Below are 22,372 nucleotides of genomic sequence, written 5' to 3'. Positions count from 1 at the left end.
TCCCCTCACACCCTTAGGACCGCCATGCCCTCATCCCCCTGCGCCCCCGAAGAGGTACGCCGCGTCGCCTGCGTCGGCGCCGGAGTCATCGGTGGCGGCTGGGTCGCCCACTTCCTGGCGCGCGGCTACGACGTCACCGCCTGGGACCCGGCACCCGACGCCGAGGAGAAGCTGCGCCGTCTCGTGGACGCCGCCTGGCCCGCCCTGACCCAGATCGGCCTCGCCGACGGCGCCTCCCCCGACCGGCTGACCGTCACCGCGACCGTCGAGGAGGCCGTGGCCGACGCGCAGTTCGTCCAGGAGAGCGCCCCCGAGAAGCTGGAGCTCAAGCGGTCGCTGCTGGCCCAGCTGGACGCGGCGGCCCCGCCCGGTGTCGTCATCGCGTCTTCCACCTCCGGCTATCCGATGACCGATATGCAGACCGAGGCCGCCGACCCCGGCCGCCTCGTCGTCGGCCACCCCTTCAACCCGCCGTATCTCATACCGCTGGTGGAGGTCGTCGGCGGGGAGAAGACCGACGCCGCGGCGGTCGAGTGGGCCTCGCGCTTCTACAAGGTGGCGGGCAAGTCCGTCATCACCATGGAGCGCGAGCTGCCCGGCTTCATCGCCAACCGGCTCCAGGAGGCGCTGTGGCGGGAGGCGCTGCACATGGTCGCCAACGGTGAGGCCACGGTGAAGGAGATCGACGACTCGATCACCGAGGGGCCCGGGCTGCGGTGGGCGTTCATGGGCCCCTGCCTCACGTTCGCCCTGGCGGGCGGCGAAGGAGGCATGGGACATATGCTCGACCACTTCGGACCCTCGTTGAAGTCTCCGTGGACCCGCCTCGAGGCGCCTGAGCTGGACGACACGCTGCGTGCGGCCATGGTCGACGGCTGTGACGAGGCGGCGGGCAGCCGTACCATCGCGCAGCTCGTCGCGGAGCGGGACCAGGGCGTCATCGACGTCCTGCGGGCGACTGGCCGACTGCCGGGGCAGCGCGCCGAGGGGACGGATTCCATCGCACATACCCCCAGCACCATGGGAGACGAGAAGTGAGCACCACGCTCCCCGACTACCGGCAGACCGTACGTCCCGAGTGGATCGACTACAACGGCCATATGAGCGAGGCGTTCTACGTCCTCGTCTTCGGCCACAGCACCGACGAGATGATGGTGGAGACCGGCCTGGACTCCGCCTACCGCGCCAAGACCGGCTGCTCCCTCTACACCGTGGAGTCGCACATCCGGTATCTGAGCGAGGTCGAGGAGGGTGCCGAACTCACGATCCGTACGCGCGTCATCGGCGTGGACGGGAAGAAGGTGCGCTTCACCCACGAGATGCATGTGGGCGAGCCGGTCGGCGCCCCCGTGGCCACGACCGAGCTGCTCGCGCTCCACATCGACCAGAACGAGAGCCGCTCGGCTCCGTTCCCCGAGGAGATACGGGAGCGGCTGACGGACCTGGTGGAGAAGGCCCCCGAGTGGGCGGGCCGGGCGATCGGCCCGGTTCCGGCCGAGGCGGGTTGAACGACCGCCGTCCCTCCTGAACGCCCCGGCCCCGGATTCGTCCGGGGGCCGGGGCGTTCGCCGTTCCGGATGAGGGATCGGGTGAGGTTGAATGGCGGTGGAGGCGGTGGCGGAAACGCCGAGAGACGCGTGTGCGAGGAGTGACGACGCCATGGCGGACGCCGGAGCGGGCACCGGACCGGATGCCGGACCGGACGGGAGCGGGAACAGGAACGGGAACGGGAACGGGAACGGGAACGGGAACGGGAACGGGAACGGGAACGGCAAGGGTGGTCGGCGCGTCGAGCTGAGCGAGGTGCCCGAGACCTTGCTGTGGAACCTCTATATGCGGGCCGCCGAGGCCCGCCGGGCCCGGACCGTGCTCGACGACCCCAAGGCCGTCGAGCTGGTCGACCGCATCGACTACCCCTTCGAGGAGACCTTCGGAGCGCCCACCCCGCTGCTGGCGCAGGGCCACGCGCTGCGCGTCCGCACCTTCGACACGGCCGTACGGACCTTCCTCGACGAGCATCCGGACGGCACGGTCGTCACACTCGCCGAGGGTCTCGAGACGCAGTTCTGGCGGGTGGACAACGGCCGGGCGCGCTGGCTGTGCGTGGAGCTGCCGGAGACCGCCGAGGTGCGGCGGGCGCTGCTGCCGGACGAGGAGCGACGGCGCACCCTCGCCCGCTCGGCGCTCGACCTGTCCTGGCGGGACGAGGTCGATCCCGCGCGCGGGGTGCTGATCACCGCCCAGGGGCTGCTGATGTATCTGCGGCCGACCGAGGTGAAGGACCTGATAGCGGGGTGCGCCGAGCGGTTCCGGGGCGGGGCGCTGGTCTTCGACGCGGTGCCGCGGTGGTTCAGCGCCCGGACGACGCGCGGCGAGATGCGCACCGCGCAGGGCTATCGCACACCGCCCATGCCGTGGGGCATGGACGCGGGCGAGCTGCCGAAGGTGCGGACGGCCCATCCGGCGATCACGGACGTACGCGAGATGCCGCCGCCGCGCGGGCGCGGCTTCTACTACTGGGCGGTGGCGCCCCTGATGCGGTGGCTGCCCGCGGTACGGAACCTGCGGCCGACGATGACGGCGATCGCCCGCTTCTCGTGACGTTCCGGGCCGCCACGCTCCGGGCCTGACGTCCCCGGCTGACGTCCCCGTCCTGACGTCCGCGGCTGTTGGCTGTTGGCTGTTGGGTCCGGTTGACCTTGCCGCATGCCTCACGTTTGGTTGGAGTCCATGACGAACCACACGCACCGCGAAGTCCGACTGGTGGCCCGCCCCGAGGGACCGGTCAAGAATGACCTCTTCGAGATCGCGGAGGTGCCAGTCCCCGAGCCCGGACCGGGCCAGGTCCTCGTGCGCAACACCCATATGGGCGTCGCCGCCGTGATGCGCACGCTGATGGACGAGAACACCGATGTGCCGATGCCCTCCTTCGAGATCGGGGCACCGCTGAACGGGCCGGCGGTCGGCGAGGTCGTAGCCGCTCCCGGTACCGACCTCACCCCCGGCGACCTGGTGGAACACCGGCTCGGCTGGCGGGAGTACGCGCTGCTCGACGCGGATCAGGCCCACCGCCTCGAACCGGGCCTGATGCCCGACCCGGCCGCCTACCTCTCCCAGGGCCCCACCGCTCTGATGGGCATCGAGCGCGGCGCCGCGGTGCGGTCCGGTGACACGGTGTTCGTCACCGGGGCGGCCGGTGGCGTGGGCTCCCTGGCCGGCCAGATCGCCCGGCAGTTCGGCGCCGCCCGGGTCATCGGCAGCACCGGCTCGCGGCAGAAGGCCGACCGGCTGATCGGCGAACTGGGCTATGCCGCGGTGGTCATCCGCGGCGCGGGCCCCATCGAGGACCAACTGCGCGAGGCCGCCCCGGACGGCGTCGACGCGGTCTTCGACAATGTGGGCGGCGAGCAGCTGACGGCGGCCATCGCCGTCGCCAACAGGGGCGCCCGGATCGCCATCGTGGGCGCGCTGGCCAGTCAGCTCGCCACGGAGGCCACGAATGCCTCCAATGCCTCCAAGACCGAGATCGACACGCTCTCGCTGCTCTCCCGCAGCATCACCCTGCGGGGCATCGCCCTCTACGACCACCTGGACCTGATCCCCCAGTGGAACCGCCGCTTCGCCGAGGGCCTGCGCACGGGCACCCTCTCCTTCCCGCACGCCCGGCTGCGCGGCATCGAGCAGGCCCCCCAGGCACTCCGCGAGCTGACCGAGGGACGCCACCTGGGCGCCGTCATCGTGGAGCTGTGAGGCCACGGGACGGGCAGTTGCCGACGGCCGGTTCCCAGCCGGCCGTTGTCAGCGGCCGATCGCAGTCTGTGGACGCGCCATGACCCGGCCCTCGCAGTCTGTGGACGCGCCGTGGCCCGGCCCGGTCGCGGGCAGCGGCGCCCGGTCGCGGGCAGCGGCGAGAATGGAGAGGTGAGACGCTCCGTGGACACCTCCGGCCCGATACGGCCCCGGCTGCCGTCCCCGACGTGGGACGTGCCCGAGCCGTGGCTCGCCGAGCGAGGCGTGGAGCTGCGGCTGAAGCGGGACGATCTCATCCATCCGCTGGTGCCCAAGAGTAAGCCGAATGGTGGCAACCGAGTGGGCCAGGCGTTTTAGACGCAAAACTGGACTACCCGGTGCGCCTTGACCGAAGGTGAACTCATGGGCAGAACAGCAGATCCGTCCAGGCTGTGTGATCTGTTCCTCCGCCGAAGCACATTGCAGGACGACAAGACCACGCTCAAGGCCCACGAAAGCGATTTGAGGGAGCGCGCCAAGCGGGAGGGCCTGACCGTCCGCAAGATCTGGAAAGAAGAGCTGTCCGCGTTCAAGGCGGGCGTCATACGAGAGGAATTCGACTCCGCGATAGCGGCCGTGCTCGCTGGGGAAGTACGTCACCTCCTGGTGTGGAAACTGGACCGGCTGAGCCGTCGGGGCATGGGGCAAGTCGGTCAGGTGCTCGACCAATTCGAGGCGGCGGGCGCACGTCTGGTAGCGCATGTTGATGGACTTGACAGCAGTGTTCCGCAGCATCGCGGGTTGTTCGCCTGGCTGGCGGAACAGGCCCGCTCGGAATCGTTCAACACATCCACCCGCACGCGCAGAACGAAGGCAGAAAAGAAGAGCTCGGGCGCCTGGCCCGGAGGGCAACCACCGTACGGCCTGCACATCAACAGGCGAACAAAACAGACGGAGCCTCACCCCAAGGAATATGCCACCTCTCGCCGTATAGCTGACGCACTCCTCAGGAACGAAGCGGCGGGTGCCATCGCCGACAAGCTCAACACGGAGGGACTGAAGACTCGCCGGGGCGGCAAGTGGCGGTCGTCCACGATCACCCAGCTTGCCCACTCCCCCGCGTGGGCTGGGCTCATGCCGGTCCACGAGCGCTACACCGACCGCGCCGGACGGGAGCGCTGGCGGGCCACCGGCGAGCCGTTCATCGGCCCGGACAGCAAGCCACTCCGCATTGGTGAGGGCGTGGTCACGGCAGAAGAGCGGGCACGCATTCTGGCGGGTCTGCGGTCTCGCACGTCCGAGTCCTTGGCCACCGGGAGGCGCGGTAAGCCGCGAGCCCAGTCACTCCTTTCCGGGCTGCTGAAATGCGGCCGGTGCGGGGGAAACATGACGAAGGGCGGCCGGTCGTATCGCTGTTATCGGCGTGTGAACCTGGGCAAGGCGGTGTGTCTGGGCATGAGCGTGCTGGTGGAAGACGCAGACAGGGCGTTGACGTCTGCTTTCATGTCACGCGTCACGTCACTCAAGGACGAACACGAGGTTTTTCAAGCGCTGGCTCACCGTTGGCTCGCCTACGAGAATCCGAAGGCGGACGCGCGCCGCAAGGAATTGTCCCTCGCCATGGACGATGCCGAGGCACGCTTGAACGCACTGGACGACGCCTACTTCGTGAAGGGGCATTTCAAGGGCGCCAAGGGGCAGCATCGATACGATCAGCTTCGAACAGCCATCGCTGGTCAGCTTGAAAGCATCACCGCCGAGTTGGAAGAGATCTCACAAGCCACGGACCTCACAGTTCTCCGGGATGGCGACCGACTGCACGAAGCATGGACCTCCGCCGATCTGGAGCAATCCCGGACGCTGCTCCGCATCGCCCTCCACTCGGTGACACTGCTCCCTCCTCCGAATACCGGTCCCCGGTCCTGGTTCGAGCTCTTCACGCGATTCTGCTTCCACTGGGTGGGCGAGAAACCACAACCGCTGGAGGTGGACAGGGCGCGCCTCGACGGCATCTTCTACTTCGTACCCGACACGGCAAGGCTGGCCGCGTAGGCACGGTGCCTGAAAGGCGCGCTGCGGGCACGCCGACGGCCGTAGAGGCTTTGGACGGGAGCTGCCACGGGGCGAGAGACCAGGGGGCCATACGCTGGCCCGCGAATCGGGCTGGCTCCTCGCCTGCCCGCAATGGCCCGATCGGCCCCCTGGTCTTGGAGGCTCGCCCCGTGGTGGCTGTCTAAAGCCTCGGAGGCCGTCGGCCCCCGCCACGACGCCCTGTCGCGACGGCGGCCGAGGGGCGCAGGGAAGGGAGTCGGACCGTGCCGCTCGCGGAAATCTCCCACATCCGGGCCGCATCGCTTCGCCGGGCGGTGGGCGCCCGGCCCGCCCGGCGCGCCGCAGGCGCGCCCTTGAGTAAGTAAAGAGACTTTAGAGGCGCCTTGGCCCAGCCCTCTGCCTACCGATCATGGCCGACCCATCGAGCCCCCTGAGCGGACCGGTCACTCCGGCGGGACGCTGTACCGCTCCAGGGTGGCCTTGGAGACCGAGGTGTCCATGAGGCGCAGCTCCCATGGGCCAGTGTTGACGTCAAAGTCCTTGCCGAAGCCGACCCACTTGCCAGCCATGCGGCGGCTGGTCGGCTCCACGAGCATCTGAATCGCGCCGTGGTAGCACGCGCCCTGGTAGTAGCCGTCGGTGGCCGTCTGTTCGGTCCACGTGCCCGTGACCACGCTCCGGTCAACGGTGAGGTCCAGGGAGAGCGGGGAGTCGGGGTTCAGGGACGCCCCGTTGAGTGACCTCGCCGTCAGACGATTGCCGTGCTGCACGAGCACCACGTAATGCCTGCCTTCGAAGGCATCCTCACGGCCTGACGAGTAGTACTCGTACCGGGAAAGCCAGACACCGCTGTAATTGTCTCCTGCCGTCTGCTGGCCCGCCCGGGTGTCGGCGGAGGCGGGGGCCACACCCCCGGCGCTCGGTGTCATGTCGTGCCCTCCTGTCCCATCACCATGGACTCTCGCCATGGGCACCTGCGGGGCGAATCCCAACGACTCGATCGGCATCCCTGTGACCCTCTCCAGTGCGCGGATGTAGACCGGCCTCGGCGATCTGCTGATACCGGATTCCCAGCGTTGGACCAGCCGCTTACTGGCCTCGTTCGGCTCGCCTAATTCGACACCTGCTCGGCGGAGCGCCTTCGCCAAGTCGTCCTGGCTCAAGCGGAGGCCGATCCGCACGGCCCGCAGCGCGTCATTTGGTACGTGCACCTCGGTCGTCATGACGTCCACGCTAGCCCCGAACGTCCACGAATGACACCGAAATGACGCCCTTTGAGGGACGCCCAAACAACGCCTTTTCTGTCGTCGCGATGCCCCGGGCAGTGGCGGCACCATCACGACCCAACGCGACAGAAGAGGCGAATCGTGATGGACGGATTGGAAAAGGGACAGCGGCTCATGAGCTTCCGGGTGTCCCATGACAGTGGCCGGACCTGGGGCGCCGAGGTGGTGGTCATCAGCAGCGACCCACTGGCTCCTCTTCTCACCTCGACCTGGCCACCCTGCCAGTGCTTACGCTGCGTGACCGGGTCACGCCCCGCGTCCGCCTCCCGGCTCACTGGCGGCACGGCTCAGTAAACGAGGGGCAGCGGTCAGAATGGACAGGTGAGACGCCCGATAGACCTCGCCACCCTGTACCAGTCCTGGCCGCCGTCCCCGTTGCAGGACGTACAGGACGAGTGGCTTGCCCGCCGGGGCGTGGAGCTGCGACTCAAGCGGGATGACCTCATCCACCAGTGGCTTTCCGGCGCCACCGGGGCACATGCACCAGCGGACCTGTACCCTCCGGGCAACAAGTGGCGCAAGCTCACACCGAATCTGCGCGCGGCCGTCGAGCAGGGTCATACCCGGCTGCTCACCTTTGGCGGTGCGTACTCCAACCACATCCGCGCGGTGGCGGCTGCGGGGGCCGCTTACGGGCTGTCGACGGTCGGGGTCATCCGGGGCGACGAGCTGGCCGGCGCGCCGCGCAACTGGTCGTTGGCGCGGGCCGAGGAGCATGGCATGGAGCTGGCCTTCGTCACCCGCTCCGCCTACCGCGAGACGCTGCGCGGCCTGAGCGAGGACGACCCGGGCACGCTGCGGGGGCTGGAGGAGCGGTGGGGGCGCGCCTACGTCCTCCCGGAGGGCGGTACGAACGTCCTGGCGGCGGGCGGGGCCGCGGACCTCGTCGCGGAGCTGCCCGACCTGGGTCCGGGCGATGTGGTGTGCTGCGCGGTGGGCACCGGGGGCACCCTCGCCGGTATCGCGGCCGCGCTCCCGGCCGGTGCGCGGGCGGTGGGGTTCGCCGTCCTGAAGGGGGCGGACGGCTATCTGGAGGGCGAGGTGGCCGAGTTGCACCGGCGCGGCTGGGGGTGCTCGTTCGGCAACTGGCGGATCGAGCACGGCTATCACGGCGGCGGGTATGGGCGCGTTCCGGTGGAGTTGGAGGCGTTCGCGGCTCGATTCGAGGGGCGGCATGGGGTGCGGGTGGAGCGGCGGTATGTGGCGAAGATGCTGTGGGGTGTGTACGGGCTGGCGGAGCGGGGCGAACTGGCCCCGGGTAGCCGGGTGACGGCGGTGGTCACGGGGCCGCCGGATCCGGAGGGTTCGGTGGGTTTGGTGGGTTCGGACGGTTCGGTGGGTGGTGCGGCGCTGTCGACCTGACGGGCGTCGTCGGTACTGCCCTGTCAGGGTTGCCCTGGTGCGGGGTGCCCCCTCACCAGGGCAACCCACTACCGGGCAACCCGCGCCGGGGTGTGTGGTGGGTGGCGGGGGTGGGGCCTCCGGTGCGGCGCCCTGGACCGCATATTTACGGCGCCGGTGCCCGGAGGCGTGGGGTGGGCCGGGGATTGGCGCCACAAATATGCGAAAGCGTCCAGGACACCACCCCTGCGACCCCACCCCCTCCCGTCTCGTCGGCGGCCACCCGCCGGTGGCCCAGTGCGTCCGTCCGGCTCACGTTCAGCCCGGGGGCCGAGAATTCAGCCCCTCCGGCGTTTGAAGACCGGGGCCCGGAGCAGTGCCCGCTATTCAGCCCCGGCGTTTGAAGAGCGGGTCCGGGGCGGATCGCTATTCAGCCCCGGCGTTTGAGGAGCGGGGGCGAGGGGCGGAGCCCGCTATTCAGCCCCTCCGGCGTTTGAGGAGCGGGGTCCGGGGCGGAGCCCCGGCGGGGGTCTAGGGGGCGGAGCCCCATCCCGCGCGGCGGAGCCGCATATTTGATGCTGTGGGAAGGGGCGGGGTGGGGGACTTTCCGCCGGAGGCGCCCACGGTCCGCACTCGGCATTCGGCCCCGGGGCCAGGTGCTGGGTGGGTGCGAGCCCCGGCCCTCTGCCGGCGGTGGCTCAGGGGGTGGGTCAGTCCGGGATGCGGAGGCGCATGACCGTCGTCGCCGCGTGGCGGACCGTGCTTTCCTGGCGGACCTCGACCGTCAGGTCCGGGGCGATCGGGCGGTAGGCGATCTCGGCACCGACCCGGTCCAGTGCGGTGGGGTGTTCGGCGGGCGGGGGCTGGGGGTCGGGCAGGTCGCGCAGGGCCGTGCTGAGCTGGGCCCGGACGGCCGTGGCGAGCGGGGCGGAGATGACGGGCGCGTCGTCGCCGGGAAGCACCAGCGCGAGGGCGCGCGGGCGGAGGCGGGGGCCGACGACGCCGACGACGACGGCGTCACGGGTCTCCGAATGGCGCAGCTTCCGCCAGTGGCGGCCCGGCCGGTAGGGCTGGTCCAGGTCCTTGATGACCAGGCCCTCGACCCCGATCTCCGGAAGCGCCTCGTACCAGGTGGCGGCGAGCTGTGGATCGGTCGTCATCGGCACGGCCTGCAGCGGTGGGCCGAGCGGTTCGAGGAGCGCCATCAGCCTGGCCCGGCGCTCCGCGTACGGAAGCGGCCGCAGATCCTCCTCGCCGATCGCGAGCAGGTCGAAGGCGGCGTAGGAGGCGGGCAGTTCCCGGGCGAGCCGGCCCGCCCGGGACTCGGACGCGGCGAAGGCGCGCTTCTGGACGGCGGCGAAGTCCGTACGGTTGCCCGCCCACACCACCACCTCGCCGTCGAGGACCGTGCCGGGCGGTAGCGGCCGCGCGGCGGCCTCCAGGTCGGGGAAGGCGCGGGTGATGATGCGGCCGGAGCGGGCCTGCATCCTTACGGCGTCCGCCAGCCGGAAGATCAGCAGCCGATGGCCGTCGAACTTGGGCTCGTAGGCCAGCCGCCGTCCGGGCGGGGCGGTCGGCAGGGTGGGGACGACGCGGGCCAGCGCCACGTCCACGGGCGGCTGAAGGGGCGGCTCAGGGGACGACGTCATCGGTCGACCGCGCCTTCGTCGTCGGCGTCCTGTTCTCCGTCGCCTTCACCGGCACCGCCCTCCCCCGTCGGCAGCGGGCGCGCCTGCGCCGGGTCCAGCAGCGGGGCGAGCAGATCCCCGTGGCGGTCGAGCCGCGCCGGGATGTCGTCGATCAGGAAGGACAGCGCCGCCGGGGTGTGGCACTCCTCGACCTCCTCCCAGGTTACGGGCGTGGAGACGGCCGGTTCTGGGAGGGCGCGGGGGGTGTAGGGGGCGGCGGTGGTCTTCGCGGCCGCGTTCTGGCTGAAGTCCACGTACACCTTCCCCGGCCGCAGCGCGCGGGTCATCTTGCGGATGACCAGGTCCGGCATGGCGTTCGCGGCCTCCAGGGCCAGCCGTCTGGCGTAGGCGGTGACCTGCCGGGAGGGGGTCGGCTCCACCGGCACCAGCAGATGCAGCCCCTTGGAGCCACTGGTCTTGGCGTACGCCGTAAGGCCGTCGGCGGCCAGCCGCTCGCGCAGCCATACGGCGACGACGCGGCAGTCCACGATCGTGGCGGGCGGCCCGGGGTCGAGGTCGAAGACGAGCCGGTCGGCGATGCCCACGCCCTGGTCGATCCGCCACATCGGGGCGTGGAGCTCCACCACGAGGTTGGCCGCCCACATCAGCGAGGGCAGGTCCTGGATCAGCACCTGTTGCGCGGTCTCCCCCTTATGGCGGGTGACCTCGGCCGTCGTCACCCAGGAAGGCGTGCCCGGAGGCGGGTTCTTGGTGAAGAACTTCTGGCCGTCGGGGCCGTCCGGGTAGCGGAGGAACGCCAGCGGCCGACCGTGCAGATGGCCGAGGAGCGGGTCCGCGGCCGACGCCAGGTAGTGCAGCAGCTCGCCCTTTGTGGTGCCGGTGGCCGGATGGATGACCTTGTCGAGGTTCCTGAGCGTGATCCGCCGCCCCTCCACCTCCGCGATCGGGGACATACGATAAGAATCTCACGAAAGGGATCAAGCATGCGATCTATCTGGAATGGGAACATTTCGTTTGGCCTGGTGAGCATTCCGATCAAGATCTATCCGGCCACCGAGGACCACTCGATCTCGTTCCGGCAGATCCACACCCGCGACGGCGGCCGCATCCGCTACCGCAAGGTCTGCGAGCTCGAGGACAGTCCGGTCGAGTCGAGCGAGATCGGGCGGGCGTACGAGGACGCGGACGGCGCGCTGGTCCCGATCACCGACGAGGACCTCGCGGCCCTTCCGCTGCCCACCACCCACACCCTGGAGATCGAGGCGTTCATCTCCGCCGCCGAGATCGACCCGCTGCAGATGGGCGACGCCTACTACCTGGGCACCACCGGCGCCGCCGGGGCCAAGCCGTACACCCTGCTGCGCGAGGCGCTCAAGCGCAGCGAGAAGGTCGCCATCGCCAAATACGCCCACCGTGGCCGCGAGCGGCTGGGGATGCTCCGCGTCGTGGGCGACACCATCGCGCTGCACCGGCTGCTCTGGCCGGACGAGGTGCGCGAGCCCGCGGGGGTGGCCCCCAAGGAGAAGGTGACCGTCAAACCGGCCGAACTGGACCTCGCCGACACCCTGATGGAGACGCTCGGCGAGGTGGATCTGAGCGATCTGCACGACGAGTACCACGAGGCGCTGGAGGAGCTGGTGGCGGCGAAGGTGTCCGGCGCCACGCCCACCGCCGAGCCCGGTGAGCGGCCCGCGGGCGCGCAGGTGGTCGACCTGATGGCGGCGCTGAAGGAGAGCGTCCGCAGCGCCAAGGAGGCCCGGGGAGAGGAGGCCGGGGAGGCTGCGAAGGGCGAAGCCGAGGAAGGGGAGGAGGGGGAGGGGGCGGAGGCGACGGTCCACGAACTGCGCGGCCGTAAGAAGGCCCCGCGAAGAAGGCCGCGGCGAAGAAGGCCCCGGCGGGCGAGAAGAAGACGGCGGCGAAGAGGAGCGGGGCGAAGGCGGCGAAGGCCGCGGAGGAGGAGCCCGCGGAGAAGGCCGCCGGGAAGACCGCCGGGAAGAAGCAGACGGGCACGAAGAAGGCCGCGGCCAAGAAGACCACCGCGAAGAAGCAGACGGGCGGACGCGGCACGCGAACCGCCTCCTGAGGCGGGCTTTCCCCTACCCGGGGCTGATTTCAGCCCGTCCGGCGTTTGCGGACACGCCCGAAGGGCGTCCGGGGTCCAGGGGGCGGAGCCCCATGGTCCGGGAAGGGGCGGGGTGGGGAAGGCCCGCCGCAGGCGCAACCCCGGTCAGCGGAAGGCGGCCACCCGGTCCTCCACCCACTGCGAGAACGTACGCCCGGGACGGCCCGTGATGCGCTCCACCTCCGGTGAGACCGCCTGCGGCCGGTCCACCAGCTCCGCGAAGACGCGCAGCAGCGAGTCCGCCATCTCCGGCGTGAGGAACCCGCCGGCCATCCGCTCCCGCGCCGCCTCGTGCGGGATCTCCTCGTACCGCAGCGGCCGACCGACGACCTCGCCGATGATGCGCACCTGGTCGGCGAAGCTCAGCGACTCGGGTCCGGTCAGCTCGGGCGTCTGGCCGACCAGGTCGTCGGCGAGCAGGGCACGGGCGGCGACCGCGCCCATGTCGGCCTCGTGGATGGCGGCCATCTGCGCCCCGGCGTACGGCCCGTACACCACGTCCCCGGCCTTGATCTGGTCCACCCACTGCAGGGCGTTCGCGGCGAAGGCGCCCGGGCGGACGAACGTCCACTCCAGCCCCGTGCGCTCGACCTCGTCCTCCAGTGCGCGGTGGCGAACGCCGATCGGGTTCGTGTGCGGATCGAGGTCCTGGAGGACGGAGGACGAGGAGAGCATCACGATCCGTCGTACACCGCTCTCCTTGGCCCGCTCCAGGAGCTTCTCGGTCCCCACCTGCCACACCACGGCGGGGTTGAGAAACAGCGCCGTGGCGCCGTCCAGGGGCATCTCCTCGGTCCGGGCCGCCCGTACGCCCTCCGGCAGCCGGGCCGCCTCGGGGTCGCGGGTGAGCGCGAGCACCTCGGCGCCCGCGTCGGCCAGCTCCTTCACCACATAACCGCCGACGTTTCCGGTGGCTCCGGTCACCACGAACATGATGAATCTCCTCGCGTGTCCTGCGATGGGTACATAACCGCAGTCAGGTTCATCCAAACAGATGACGTTGTCAAACGATTAGATGAGAGCCTGTCGGGGACCCCCGGCTAGCCTGTCCGGGCCGAGGAAGAGGAGATGACGACCATGCAGGGGACGCCCAAGAGGCCCCGCCGCGCTCCCACGCCCGAGGAGCGCAAGCAGTGCCCGGAGCGCTCCCGGCGGCTGCTGATGGAGGCGGCCAGGGACGTGTTCTCCGAGAAGGGGTTCGCGGGGGCCCGCGTCCAGGACATCGCGGACCGGGCGGGCCTCAACAAGCAGTTGATCGCCTACTACTTCGGCGGCAAGGAGGGCCTCTACCAGGAGCTCACCCGCGAGTGGCTGGCGCGCGAGGCGTCCTTCAACGACCCCGCGGTCCCCTTCGAGGAGCTGGTCGTCCGCTACCTCCGGGATGCGTTCGACGACCCCCGCGCCATCCGGCTGGCCGTCTGGCGCGGGCTGACCGACGAGGTGGCGGACGAGCATCCCGAGGACCTGTCCGACATGCGGCGCCGGCAGGCGGCGGGCGAGCTGGCGGACGACCTCGACCCGGCCGCCGTGCTGCTGATGTGCTACGCCGTGGTCTCCGCACCCGCCACGATGCCGCACGCCGTCCGCCAGATCTTCGGCATCGAGCCGGACTCGCCGGAATTCCAGGAGCGGTGGGAGGAGCAGTTGCGCCGCATCGTCCGCCACCTGGCGGCGTGAGACCCCGCCCTACTCCACCACCCCGTCGATCTGGAACGTCTGCACCGACTTCTCGGCGAACGGAACGCTCAGCCGCTTGCCGTCGAGCGCCGTGTCCCGGCGCGCGGTGTACAGATCGCCGGTGCCCGAGGTGTGGGTGGACCAGCGCGGCACCAGCCCGCCGGTGCCCCCGGTGACCTGGCCGAAGCGGGACAGGTCGAAGGTCAGCGGCTGCGCGGCGCCGGGGTTGACGGCGACGAGGACGAGCCGACGCGCGGCCGGGTCGTACGCGGCGACGGCGTGGTCCGAGCCGGTGTCCAGGATCCGCATCCCGGGGCGGATATGCCGGGTGAACTGGGCGAGCACGTAGTACTTGGTCTGCACGGCGCCGGGCTGGGCGGAGTCCGGGTCGTAGTGGATCAGCGCCCAGCCGGCGCTGGGGTCCATGACCTGCCAGTAACACCACGCGGTGGGGTGCAGCCAGCGGAAGTCCAGGCAGAGGTTGGTGGCCAGGGTCAGGCCGGTGCCGTCCCCGTCGCCGGTCTCGGAGTTCCAGAGCTTCTTACCGGCCGCGCGCACATCCGTGTACAGCAGATCGCGGCGGCCGCCCGAGCCCTGGTAGCCGTGGACGTTGACCTGGTCGACCAGCGCACGGGTGGCCGTGTCGAACGAGCCCCAGGTGGTGCGGGCCAGGTCGTAACTGGTCTCGTCGGACGCCGAGATCCGGGTGCCGGTCAGCCCGCGCGCGTCGAGCTCGGTGCGGAGGTGGCCGAGGACGGTCCGCTGGACCGCCGCGTCGATATGGCAGCCCTCCTGCGTGCCGTCGGCCTTCCACCACGCGGAGGACGGCTCGTTGAACGCCTCGACGGTGGCGAAGCGGACGCCCCAGTGGTCCTGGGCGTAGCGGGCGGTGGCGGCGAGATAGAGCGCGAACTGGCGGTAGTTCCAGGACTGGAGGTTGTTGCCGCCGTCCGCCGCACCGGACGGATTGTGGTTGAGACACATCCACCACATGGGCGAGTTGGAGAACAGCTCGCTGACGGCGCCCCGTTGGACGGCCTTGACCAGCGCCGCCCGCTGGACCGCGTCGGCGCCCCAGTGCCAGGCCGCGGAGGCGGGGTCCTCGCTGTTCCAGTCGTGCCAGTAGCCCTCGATCTGCTTGAACCGGGGGATGTTGGGCGAGGCCACCATGGACTCGCCGCCCACGCTGGTCCAGGAGCAGCCGCCGAGGTTGTAGCGGGCGATGTTCAGCCCGAGGCCGGGCAGCGATCCGCCGCCGTAGCCCACGGCCTTGGTGGTGAAGAAGAGATCGGCGAAGTCGTCCCGCTGCCCGAAGAGATTGGCCCACCAGGCGAGCGAGGTGCCCCAGCCCTCCCAGGCCCCGTGATCGGTGCCGGGGTCGACGCCGATGGTCTCGTCGGCCCAGGCCGTGCCGGTCATGAGCGCGGCGCCGAGCACAGTGGTGCCCGCCGCCGTCAGAAGCGTTCTGCGCCGCATCGTCCGTCCCCTCCGCCGCACCGGCCCCCGTCGCTTACGAAGCGTCGGGGCAGCGGCGGGCATTGTCGAGAGGTGTGACAGCGCTTTCTACGGACGGGTCACAGCCGGACGGGGCCACGGCCGGACGGCGGCCCGGCGCGGTGACGGGCCGTCGGTAATTCGGTTGCCTCCGCCCGCCGCCGTGTCCACGATGTCCGGGACCTCACCGCTACGAGCAGGAGCACAGGAGCAACAGATGCGCCGATTCCTCGGAACGACTCAGCGCCCCTACCGGACGACCGTCTTCGAGGACTTCAGCATCCATGCCCAGCTCTCCACGGGTCTCCCGGACCCTGAACATCGGCGTGCTCGCCCATGTCGACGCCGGTAAGACCAGCCTCACCGAACAGCTGCTCTACGACGCCGGGGTGATCGACCGGCTCGGCAGCGTCGACGCCGGGGACACCCAGACCGATACCGGCGAGATCGAGCGGCAGCGCGGTATCACCGTGCGGACCGCGGTCGCGTCGCTCACCGCCGGGGACACCCAGCTCAACCTGATCGACACCCCCGGCCACTCCGACTTCATCGCCGAGGTCGAACGCGCCCTCGGCGTGCTCGACGGCGCGGTGCTCGTGCTGTCCGCCGTCGAGGGCGTCCAGGCGCAGACCCGGGTGCTGATGAAGACGCTGCGGCGGCTGCGGCTTCCGGTGCTGCTCTTCATCAACAAGATCGACCGTGCGGGCGCCCGCGACGCGGGGCTGCTCACCGACATCCGGCGCACCCTGGCGCCGCATCTCCTCCCCCTGACGGCGGTACGGGAGCTGGGCACGCGGAACGCGCACGTCCGCTCGCGCTCCCTCGACGATCCGAGGATGCGCACCGAGGCGGCCGAGGTGCTGGCCGAGCTCGATGACGCGATGCTCGCACGCGTCGTGGACGGCCCGCTCCCCTCGGCCGAGGAGGTGTGGGCCGCGCTGGCGGCCCGTACGGCGGAGGGGCTGGCGCATCCGGTCTTCTTCGGCTCGGCGCTCAGCGGTCAGGGCGTCGGGGCGCTGGTCGAGGGGGTCGCGCGGCTGGTGCCGCCCGCGCCGGGCGGGGCGGAGCCGCGGGGCACGGTCTTCGCCGTGGAGCGCGGTGGAGGCGGCCGGGGCGGCGGCAGCGGCGCCCGGGGCGGCCGTACGGCGTATCTGCGGCTGTTCTCCGGTGAGGTGGCCTTGCGGCAGCGGGTGACGCTGCACCGCCGCGGGCCCGGCGGCGCCCTCACCGAGCACACCGGGCAGATCACCGCGCTGGAGGTCGTCGGCGAGGCGGGGGCCGCACGGGGGCCGCTGACCGCCGGGAACATCGCGCGGATCAAGGGGCTGCCCGGCGTCCGGGTCGGCGACCGGCTCGGTCCCGTCCGCGACGTCCCGTCGGACCGGCCGCACTTCGCCGCGCCCACCCTCCAGACCCTCGTCCACGCCCGCGAGCCCGGCGCCGCCGCCGCGTCCCGGCTGCACACCGCGCTGCTCGACCTGGCCGACCAGGATCCGCTGATCCACGCGCGGGCGATGCCGGGCGGGGCCACCTCGGTACTGCTGTACGGCGAGGTGCAGAAGGAGATCATCGCGGCCACGCTGGTCCAGGACTACGGCGTCGAGGCGGAGTTCGCACCGAGCCGTCCCGTGCTCGTCGAACGCCCCTCCGGGGTCGGCGAGGCCGGTCGTGAGATCGCCCGTTCCGGCCACACCGGGCCGTGGGCGACCGTCGGGCTGCGCGTCGAGCCCACCGCGCGCGGCGCCGGGGTGGTCTTCGGCTACGAGACCGAACTGGGCGCGCTGCCCCGCGCGTTCCACAACGCGATCGAGGAGACCGTGTACGACACGCTGTTCCACGGCCCCCGGGGGCGCTCGGTGACGGACTGCCGGGTCGTCCTCGTCCGGTCCGGCTTCCTCGGCCCGGAGAGCACCGCGGCCGACTTCCGCGACGTCACCCCTGTGGTGCTCGAAGAGGCGCTGGAGCGGGCGGGGTGGCGGGTGTACGAGCCGTACCACGCCTTCGAGCTGGAGCTCCCGCCCGAGACGCTCGCCGCGGTCACCGCCCAACTCGCCGCCGCCGAGGCGGACATCGGCGAGAGCGTGGACGGTGCCACGGGATGGCTGCTCCGGGGCGAGATCCCGGCCCGCCGGGTGCACGGTTTCGAACACGTCCTGCCCCGGCTGACGCACGGCGAGGGGGTGTGGTGGTCCCGGCCGTGCGCCGACCGGCCGCTGCGCGCCGGGGCGGCGCGCGAACCGCACGCCTGAGCGCGGCTAGATCCCGGGCGCCGCCACGCGGGTGTAGACGAGGCTGTTGCTGGTGCCGCCGGGCGTGGTGACCCGCACGTTCACCGACCCGGCGGGCCCGGACGGGGCGATGGCGGTGACCCAGATGTCGGAGGCGACGGTGAAGGAAGCGGGCGTGGTGCCGAAGAGCACCGTGCTGGTCGTGGTGAGACCGCTGCCGAAGAGCGTGACCGTGGTCCCGGCGTTGAGCGGCCCCTCGGTCGGCGACAGGCTGGTGAGGACGGGAACGGCGACATAGGTGTACGCGACGCCGTTGCTGGTGCCGCCGGGCGTCACCGCCGTGATCTGCACGGTGCCGCTGCCCGGCGGGGCCACCGCCGTGATCTGCGTGGCCGACACCACCGTGAACGACGAAGCCGGCGTCGCGCCGAAGCGCACCGCCGTCGCGCCGAGGAGATTGGTGCCGGTGAGGGTCACGGTGTTGCCGCCGGCGACGGGGCCCAGGGCGGGTGCGGCGCCGGTGAGGGTGGGGACGCCGACGTAGAAGTACGTCACCCCGTTGCTGGTGCCGCCCGGCCCGGTCACCGTGATCTGCACCGGCCCGGTGGCCCCCGGCGGGGCGACCGCGGTGATCTGGGTGGCCGAGACGACGGAGAACGACGCGGCGGGCGTGGAGCCGAAGGTGACGGCGGTGACGCCCGTAAGGTCGCTGCCGGTGAGCGTCACCGTGTTCCCGCCGCCGACCGGCCCCTGCCCCGGGGACACGGAGGTGAGCACGGGCACCGGCGCCGACACATAGCCGTACGCCACCCCGTTGCTCGTCCCACCCGGCCCGGTCACCGTCACCTGCACAATCCCACTGCCCGGCGGCGCCACCGCCGTGATCTGCGTGGCCGACACCACCATGAACGACGAAGCCGACGCCGAACCGAAACGCACCGCCGTCGCACCCGTAAAACCACTCCCCGTCAACGCGACCGTATTCCCCCCGACCGCCGGACCCTGCCCCGGAGACACCCCCGACACCACCGGCACCGGCGCCGACACATAGCCGTACGCCACCCCATTGCTCGTCCCACCCGGCCCGGTCACCGTGACCTGCACAATCCCACTGCCCGGCGGCGCCACCGCCGTGAGCTGCGTGGCGGAGACGACCGTGAAAGTCGTGGCGTTGGCGGCCCCGAACCGTACCGCCGTCGCGGCCAGAAGGTTGGTGCCGGTCAAGGTGACGACCGTGCCGCCGGAAGTGGGGCCCATCGTGGGAGTGATCCCGGTGAGAGCAGGGGCAACGGCGTAGCTGTACGCCACCCCGTTGCTGGTGCCGCCCTGCGTGGTGACCGTGATCTGCACGGTGCCGTTCCCCGGCGGCGCCACCGCCGTGAGCTGCGTGTCGGAGACAACCGTGAACGACGTGGCCAGGATCGGGCCGAAGCGGACCGCCGACGGCTGGATGAAGTTGCTCCCGGTCAGGGTGACCAGGGTCCCGCCGCCGGTAGAACCGGCGGCGGGACTGACGGAACTGATCACAGGAGGGGACGCCACGGCCGTCGAGGGACCGGTGCCTGTACCTGTGGCTTGAGGGGTACTCAAGGTGGATCTCCTTCTGGCGAGTCGTCCCACGGGTGATCAGATGCCGGGACCGGCCACGTACTGGAACGGGGTCGCGGCGGTGGCGCTGCCGGCCAGGGTGGTGACCGTGATGTCGGCGGGGCCGGGCGCCCCGTCCCCGGTGGGCGGCGACACCGCGGACAGGGAGGTGTCGTTGATGACGGTGAACGGCGCCGGGTTGCCGCCGAAGGTCACCGACTGGGTGGTGGACAGGTTGGTGCCGGTGATGGTCACCGCGGTGCCGCCGGAGGGCGGGCCCGAGGCGGGCGTGAAGCCGATGACAGTCGGCACGTCCACATAGGTGTAGGAGAAGCCGTTGTTGGTGCCACCAGCGGTGGTGACGCTCACCCCGACCGTCCCGGCCGCGGCACCGGCCGGTACGACCGCGGTGATCTGGCTGTCGGAGACGATGGTCGGCGTCGCGGTGTTGGCGCCGAAGTGCACGGCGGTGGCGGTCGACAGGCTGGTGCCGTTGATGGTGATGGTGTTGCCACCGGCCAGCGGCCCGGCGCCGGTGCTCAGCGAGGACTTGAAGGGCGCGCCGACGTAGAAGAAGTTCAGCGGATTGCTGGTGCCGCCGGCCGTGGTCACGGTCACCGGCACCATCCCGCTGCCGGACGGCGTGGTGACCGTCACGGAGGTGGGGGTGTTGGCGGTGATGGCGGCCAGCTTGCTGCCGAAGTGCACGGCCGTGGCACCGCCGAGGTTGGTGCCGGTGATGGTGACGGTCTGTCCGCCGGCGGACGACCCCTGACTGGGTGAGATGGGCATGGCGCATGGCCTCCTGAGGTGAGGGCGGGCGTAGCGTGGGGTGGACGGGACCGGACGGGCTGGGCCCGCTCGCGCTCACGGAAGTCCGTTGCGCGGCAGTGGGCGTTGGGGCACCCGCCCGGTCCTCCTCGCGGTACGCCTGGCGCCCGGCTCCGGCGAGGACGCGGCGCCCCCAGCACCGGAAAGAGACCGGCGGGGTTCCACCGCACACTTTCAGTAATCCATCCGACGTAGCCCGCCACAAGAAGGGTGACGCCACGTCACCCGAATGGCCGGGCGTGCGGGACAGGCCGGGCCGGGCACCGCACGCGCCGGGCCTGCCATCCCGCTCCGCGCCATCCCGGCACGCCCCTTTCCGGCCCCGGGTCCACTCCTCTCCGGCCCCGGGTCCACCCCTCACCCGTTCCCGTGACCCATCGGACGGACGGGTCACCTCCGTACCTCCCGGGCGTATGCTCTTGCCACATGGGGGCGGAAATGGGCATTACCGCCGATGAGACCTCCAGCGGGGGCACTTGGCGGGTAAGGATCCGGAGTTCGGCCGGTGACGTCCTGGGCGCCGGAATCCTTCTGGGCAGCGAGACGGTGTTGACGTGCGCCCATGTGATCCCCGACGACGGGCTCCCGGTGCCCGCCACCGAGGTGCTGGTCGACCTGGTCGAGGTGCCCGACGCCGCACCGGTCCCCGCGCGCGTCGCCGACGGCGGCTGGGTGCCCCAGCGCTCCGACGGATGCGGCGATGTGGCGCTGCTGCGGCTGGGCCGTCCGCAGCCCGCCGAGCACGCCGCGCCGCTCTACCGGCTGCCGCCGGTGCTCGGCCGCCCGGTGTGGATGGGCGGCTTCCCCAAGGGGCTCGACAACGGCCACTATCTGCGCGCCAAGACCGCCGGTCGGGTCGGCCCCCGGGCGGAGTGGGTGGGGCTCGACCCCAAGTCGCCCAGGGATGTGGTCCGTAAGGGCTTCAGCGGCGCCGGAGTGGAGGACGAGGCCACCCGGCATGTGATCGGCATGGTCGTCAGCCGGTACGACGACCCCGTCGGCGTCCCCTCCGCCGAGCGCCTCAGCGTCTCCTACATGATCCCGGTGGAGACGATCGTGCGCCATCTGCCGGTGGTCCACCGCTGGTTACGGGGCGACCCCGGGGTGGACCGGCCGCTGGTCTCCCGACTGACCACCGGCGTCCAGGACATCGGCTTCGCCCAGCGGCTCGCCGTATGGCTGCGCCGGGAGCCCCTCACCGGGCGCCCGGACATCGCGGATGTGGAGACCGTGGTCATCGAGGACGACGACCACGTGCGGTACGAGGCGCTCAGCCGCGCCATCACGCTCGCCGACCGCGAGCTGTCGGGCGGCGGCCCGGACGAGGCGGTCTCCACCGCGCCGCACGGCACCGTACCGCCGCTGGGCAGTGTGGACCTGGCCATCGACGTCACCGGGCGCACCGACACCGAGGTCGCGCTGCGGGTCGCGGACCGGATGGATCTGCGCTCGCCCGGCGACACCTCCCCGCTCAGCCGGGTCCGGGCCAACGCGGTGCCGCTCACCATCGTGGCCGTCGGCGTGGACCGCGCCCGCGACCCGGAGGCCCTGGTCGGCTTCATGAAGCTGCTCGCCGACCGGGGCGGCCGGCTGATGCTGGTCTTCCGCGATCCCCACTCCCGTGGACTGCGGCTGGCCGAGCGGCTGTTCCGCCCCGAGGCGGCCCGGATCGACGCCTGGCTGGACGAGCTCGCCGGGCGGGTGGCCCTCGCCGCCGACCGCGAGCACGAGGCGGCCGAGCGCGGGGCGCGCCGCTCGTCCCTGTCGGACGCCGAGGACGCGACGGCCTTACGGATCAATCTGACCCGGCTGCGCTCCGACCCCGAGCTGCGCTCCCACCGCATCGTCGTCAAGCTGGCCGCGTTCGAGCAAACGGTTCGGACGGTCGCCGAGCGGGCCGAGGAGACGCTGCGAGTGATCGAGGCCCAGCAGCCCGCGGTCCAGGAGCTGAAGTGGCAGCTCGTGTCGTACACGGCGATGCTCGGGAGCAAGGCCGAATCCGAGCGGGCGGAGCTGATCCCGCTGCACCGCGCCGCGGTGCGGCTGCTGGCCACGGTGCCCTGTGATCTGCCCGAGGCCCGCCGCGCCGTCGACCGGTTCGTGGCCGCCGTGCACACACCGCCGGAGGGGGAGGCGCCATGACGGAGGGCAGTCGTCCGGACGGCGGTCGTAGGGACCGCAGTCGTACGGGCGGCAATCGTCCGGACCGCGATCGCCCGGATCGCAGTCGTACGGACCGCGATCGCCCGCACTGCGATCGCCCGGACTGCCGCGGCGAGGGTCTGGGCCGGATCAACGCCCGGGGGTTCTGCACGGAGTGCGGCCGCAGGGCCCTGCCCACCGCCCCCGAGCCCACTCCCCCACCCGCCCAGGCGC

The 22,372-nt window shown here is 71.4% G+C and carries 17 protein-coding genes and 1 pseudogene; 11 read left to right on the top strand and 7 right to left on the bottom strand.

The window, feature by feature from the left end; genetic code table 11:
- Positions 1 to 24: 24 nt before the first annotated feature.
- From CGL27_RS28605 to CGL27_RS28580, 6 genes are all read left to right on the top strand, one after another.
- Positions 25 to 1,038, top strand: coding sequence for a 3-hydroxyacyl-CoA dehydrogenase NAD-binding domain-containing protein (locus CGL27_RS28605; protein WP_119990903.1), 1,014 nt, complete (start codon positions 25 to 27; stop codon positions 1,036 to 1,038).
- Positions 1,035 to 1,508 (top strand): thioesterase family protein, encoded by a 474-nt coding sequence (locus CGL27_RS28600; RefSeq protein WP_119990901.1) that lies wholly within the window; start codon positions 1,035 to 1,037, stop codon positions 1,506 to 1,508. Before CGL27_RS28605 ends, CGL27_RS28600 begins: the two co-directional genes overlap by 4 nt.
- 151 nt (positions 1,509 to 1,659) lie before the next feature.
- Positions 1,660 to 2,601, top strand: coding sequence for a class I SAM-dependent methyltransferase (locus CGL27_RS28595; protein ID WP_240450662.1), 942 nt, complete (start codon positions 1,660 to 1,662; stop codon positions 2,599 to 2,601).
- A 129-nt stretch (positions 2,602 to 2,730) separates the two neighbouring features.
- On the top strand, positions 2,731 to 3,750 hold the full coding sequence (locus CGL27_RS28590; protein ID WP_119990897.1) for an NADP-dependent oxidoreductase: 1,020 nt from the start codon (positions 2,731 to 2,733) through the stop codon (positions 3,748 to 3,750).
- A 171-nt stretch (positions 3,751 to 3,921) separates the two neighbouring features.
- On the top strand, positions 3,922 to 4,107 hold the full coding sequence (locus tag CGL27_RS28585; RefSeq protein ID WP_205587762.1) for a hypothetical protein: 186 nt from the start codon (positions 3,922 to 3,924) through the stop codon (positions 4,105 to 4,107).
- 45 nt (positions 4,108 to 4,152) lie between these two features.
- Positions 4,153 to 5,781: a recombinase family protein gene (locus CGL27_RS28580; protein ID WP_119990895.1), complete on the top strand. Its 1,629-nt coding sequence runs from the start codon at positions 4,153 to 4,155 to the stop codon at positions 5,779 to 5,781.
- 443 nt (positions 5,782 to 6,224) lie between these two features.
- Here CGL27_RS28580 and CGL27_RS28575 read toward each other — a convergent pair whose 3' ends face one another.
- Positions 6,225 to 7,004, bottom strand: coding sequence for a helix-turn-helix transcriptional regulator (locus CGL27_RS28575; RefSeq protein WP_119994588.1), 780 nt, complete (start codon positions 7,002 to 7,004; stop codon positions 6,225 to 6,227).
- Positions 7,005 to 7,388: 384 nt separating this feature from the next.
- On the opposite strand from CGL27_RS28575, the gene CGL27_RS28565 reads away from it, so the two are divergent.
- Positions 7,389 to 8,429: a pyridoxal-phosphate dependent enzyme gene (locus CGL27_RS28565; RefSeq protein WP_162953088.1), complete on the top strand. Its 1,041-nt coding sequence runs from the start codon at positions 7,389 to 7,391 to the stop codon at positions 8,427 to 8,429.
- Positions 8,430 to 9,118: 689 nt separating this feature from the next.
- On the opposite strand, the gene CGL27_RS28560 is transcribed toward CGL27_RS28565, so the two are convergent.
- Positions 9,119 to 10,057, bottom strand: a complete 939-nt coding sequence (locus CGL27_RS28560; protein ID WP_205587761.1) for an ATP-dependent DNA ligase — start codon at positions 10,055 to 10,057, stop codon at positions 9,119 to 9,121.
- Positions 10,054 to 11,010 carry a non-homologous end-joining DNA ligase gene (gene ligD, locus CGL27_RS28555; protein WP_078643044.1) on the bottom strand — a complete coding sequence of 319 codons (957 nt, stop codon included), beginning with the start codon at positions 11,008 to 11,010 and terminating at the stop codon, positions 10,054 to 10,056. Before ligD ends, CGL27_RS28560 begins: the two co-directional genes overlap by 4 nt.
- A gap of 30 nt (positions 11,011 to 11,040) precedes the next feature.
- Here ligD and CGL27_RS28550 point away from each other — a divergent pair.
- Positions 11,041 to 12,140, top strand: a pseudogene (locus tag CGL27_RS28550) (Ku protein).
- Between the two features lie 144 nt (positions 12,141 to 12,284).
- Here CGL27_RS28550 and CGL27_RS28540 read toward each other — a convergent pair.
- Positions 12,285 to 13,112, bottom strand: a complete 828-nt coding sequence (locus CGL27_RS28540; RefSeq protein ID WP_119990893.1) for an NAD(P)H-binding protein — start codon at positions 13,110 to 13,112, stop codon at positions 12,285 to 12,287.
- 135 nt (positions 13,113 to 13,247) lie between these two features.
- Between CGL27_RS28540 and CGL27_RS28535 the strand changes: the two genes are divergently transcribed.
- Positions 13,248 to 13,856, top strand: a complete 609-nt coding sequence (locus CGL27_RS28535) for a TetR family transcriptional regulator (RefSeq protein ID WP_240450661.1) — start codon at positions 13,248 to 13,250, stop codon at positions 13,854 to 13,856.
- Positions 13,857 to 13,865: 9 nt separating this feature from the next.
- Here CGL27_RS28535 and CGL27_RS28530 read toward each other — a convergent pair whose 3' ends face one another.
- Complete coding sequence (locus CGL27_RS28530; RefSeq protein ID WP_119990891.1) at positions 13,866 to 15,332, bottom strand: glycoside hydrolase; 1,467 nt, start codon at positions 15,330 to 15,332, stop codon at positions 13,866 to 13,868.
- A 302-nt stretch (positions 15,333 to 15,634) separates the two neighbouring features.
- On the opposite strand from CGL27_RS28530, the gene otr(A) reads away from it, so the two are divergent.
- On the top strand, positions 15,635 to 17,599 hold the full coding sequence (gene otr(A), locus CGL27_RS28525) for a tetracycline resistance ribosomal protection protein Otr(A) (RefSeq protein ID WP_119990888.1): 1,965 nt from the start codon (positions 15,635 to 15,637) through the stop codon (positions 17,597 to 17,599).
- A 6-nt stretch (positions 17,600 to 17,605) separates the two neighbouring features.
- On the opposite strand, the gene CGL27_RS28520 is transcribed toward otr(A), so the two are convergent.
- Both CGL27_RS28520 and CGL27_RS28515 read right to left on the bottom strand, forming a co-directional pair.
- Positions 17,606 to 19,105: an IPT/TIG domain-containing protein gene (locus CGL27_RS28520; protein ID WP_162953087.1), complete on the bottom strand. Its 1,500-nt coding sequence runs from the start codon at positions 19,103 to 19,105 to the stop codon at positions 17,606 to 17,608.
- Positions 19,106 to 19,204: 99 nt separating this feature from the next.
- Positions 19,205 to 19,957 carry an IPT/TIG domain-containing protein gene (locus CGL27_RS28515; RefSeq protein WP_078643038.1) on the bottom strand — a complete coding sequence of 251 codons (753 nt, stop codon included), beginning with the start codon at positions 19,955 to 19,957 and terminating at the stop codon, positions 19,205 to 19,207.
- Positions 19,958 to 20,422: 465 nt separating this feature from the next.
- On the opposite strand from CGL27_RS28515, the gene CGL27_RS28510 reads away from it, so the two are divergent.
- Entirely contained in the window at positions 20,423 to 22,138 is a 1,716-nt protein-coding gene (locus CGL27_RS28510) for a serine protease (protein WP_240450660.1), read from the top strand.
- Positions 22,139 to 22,372 lie beyond the last annotated feature (234 nt).

It is taken from the genome of Streptomyces sp. 11-1-2, assembly GCF_003595545.1.
GTDB lineage: Bacteria > Actinomycetota > Actinomycetes > Streptomycetales > Streptomycetaceae > Streptomyces > Streptomyces hygroscopicus_B.
Note: the sequence above shows the minus strand (reverse complement) of the source record. Positions and strands in the feature narration are given on the sequence as shown.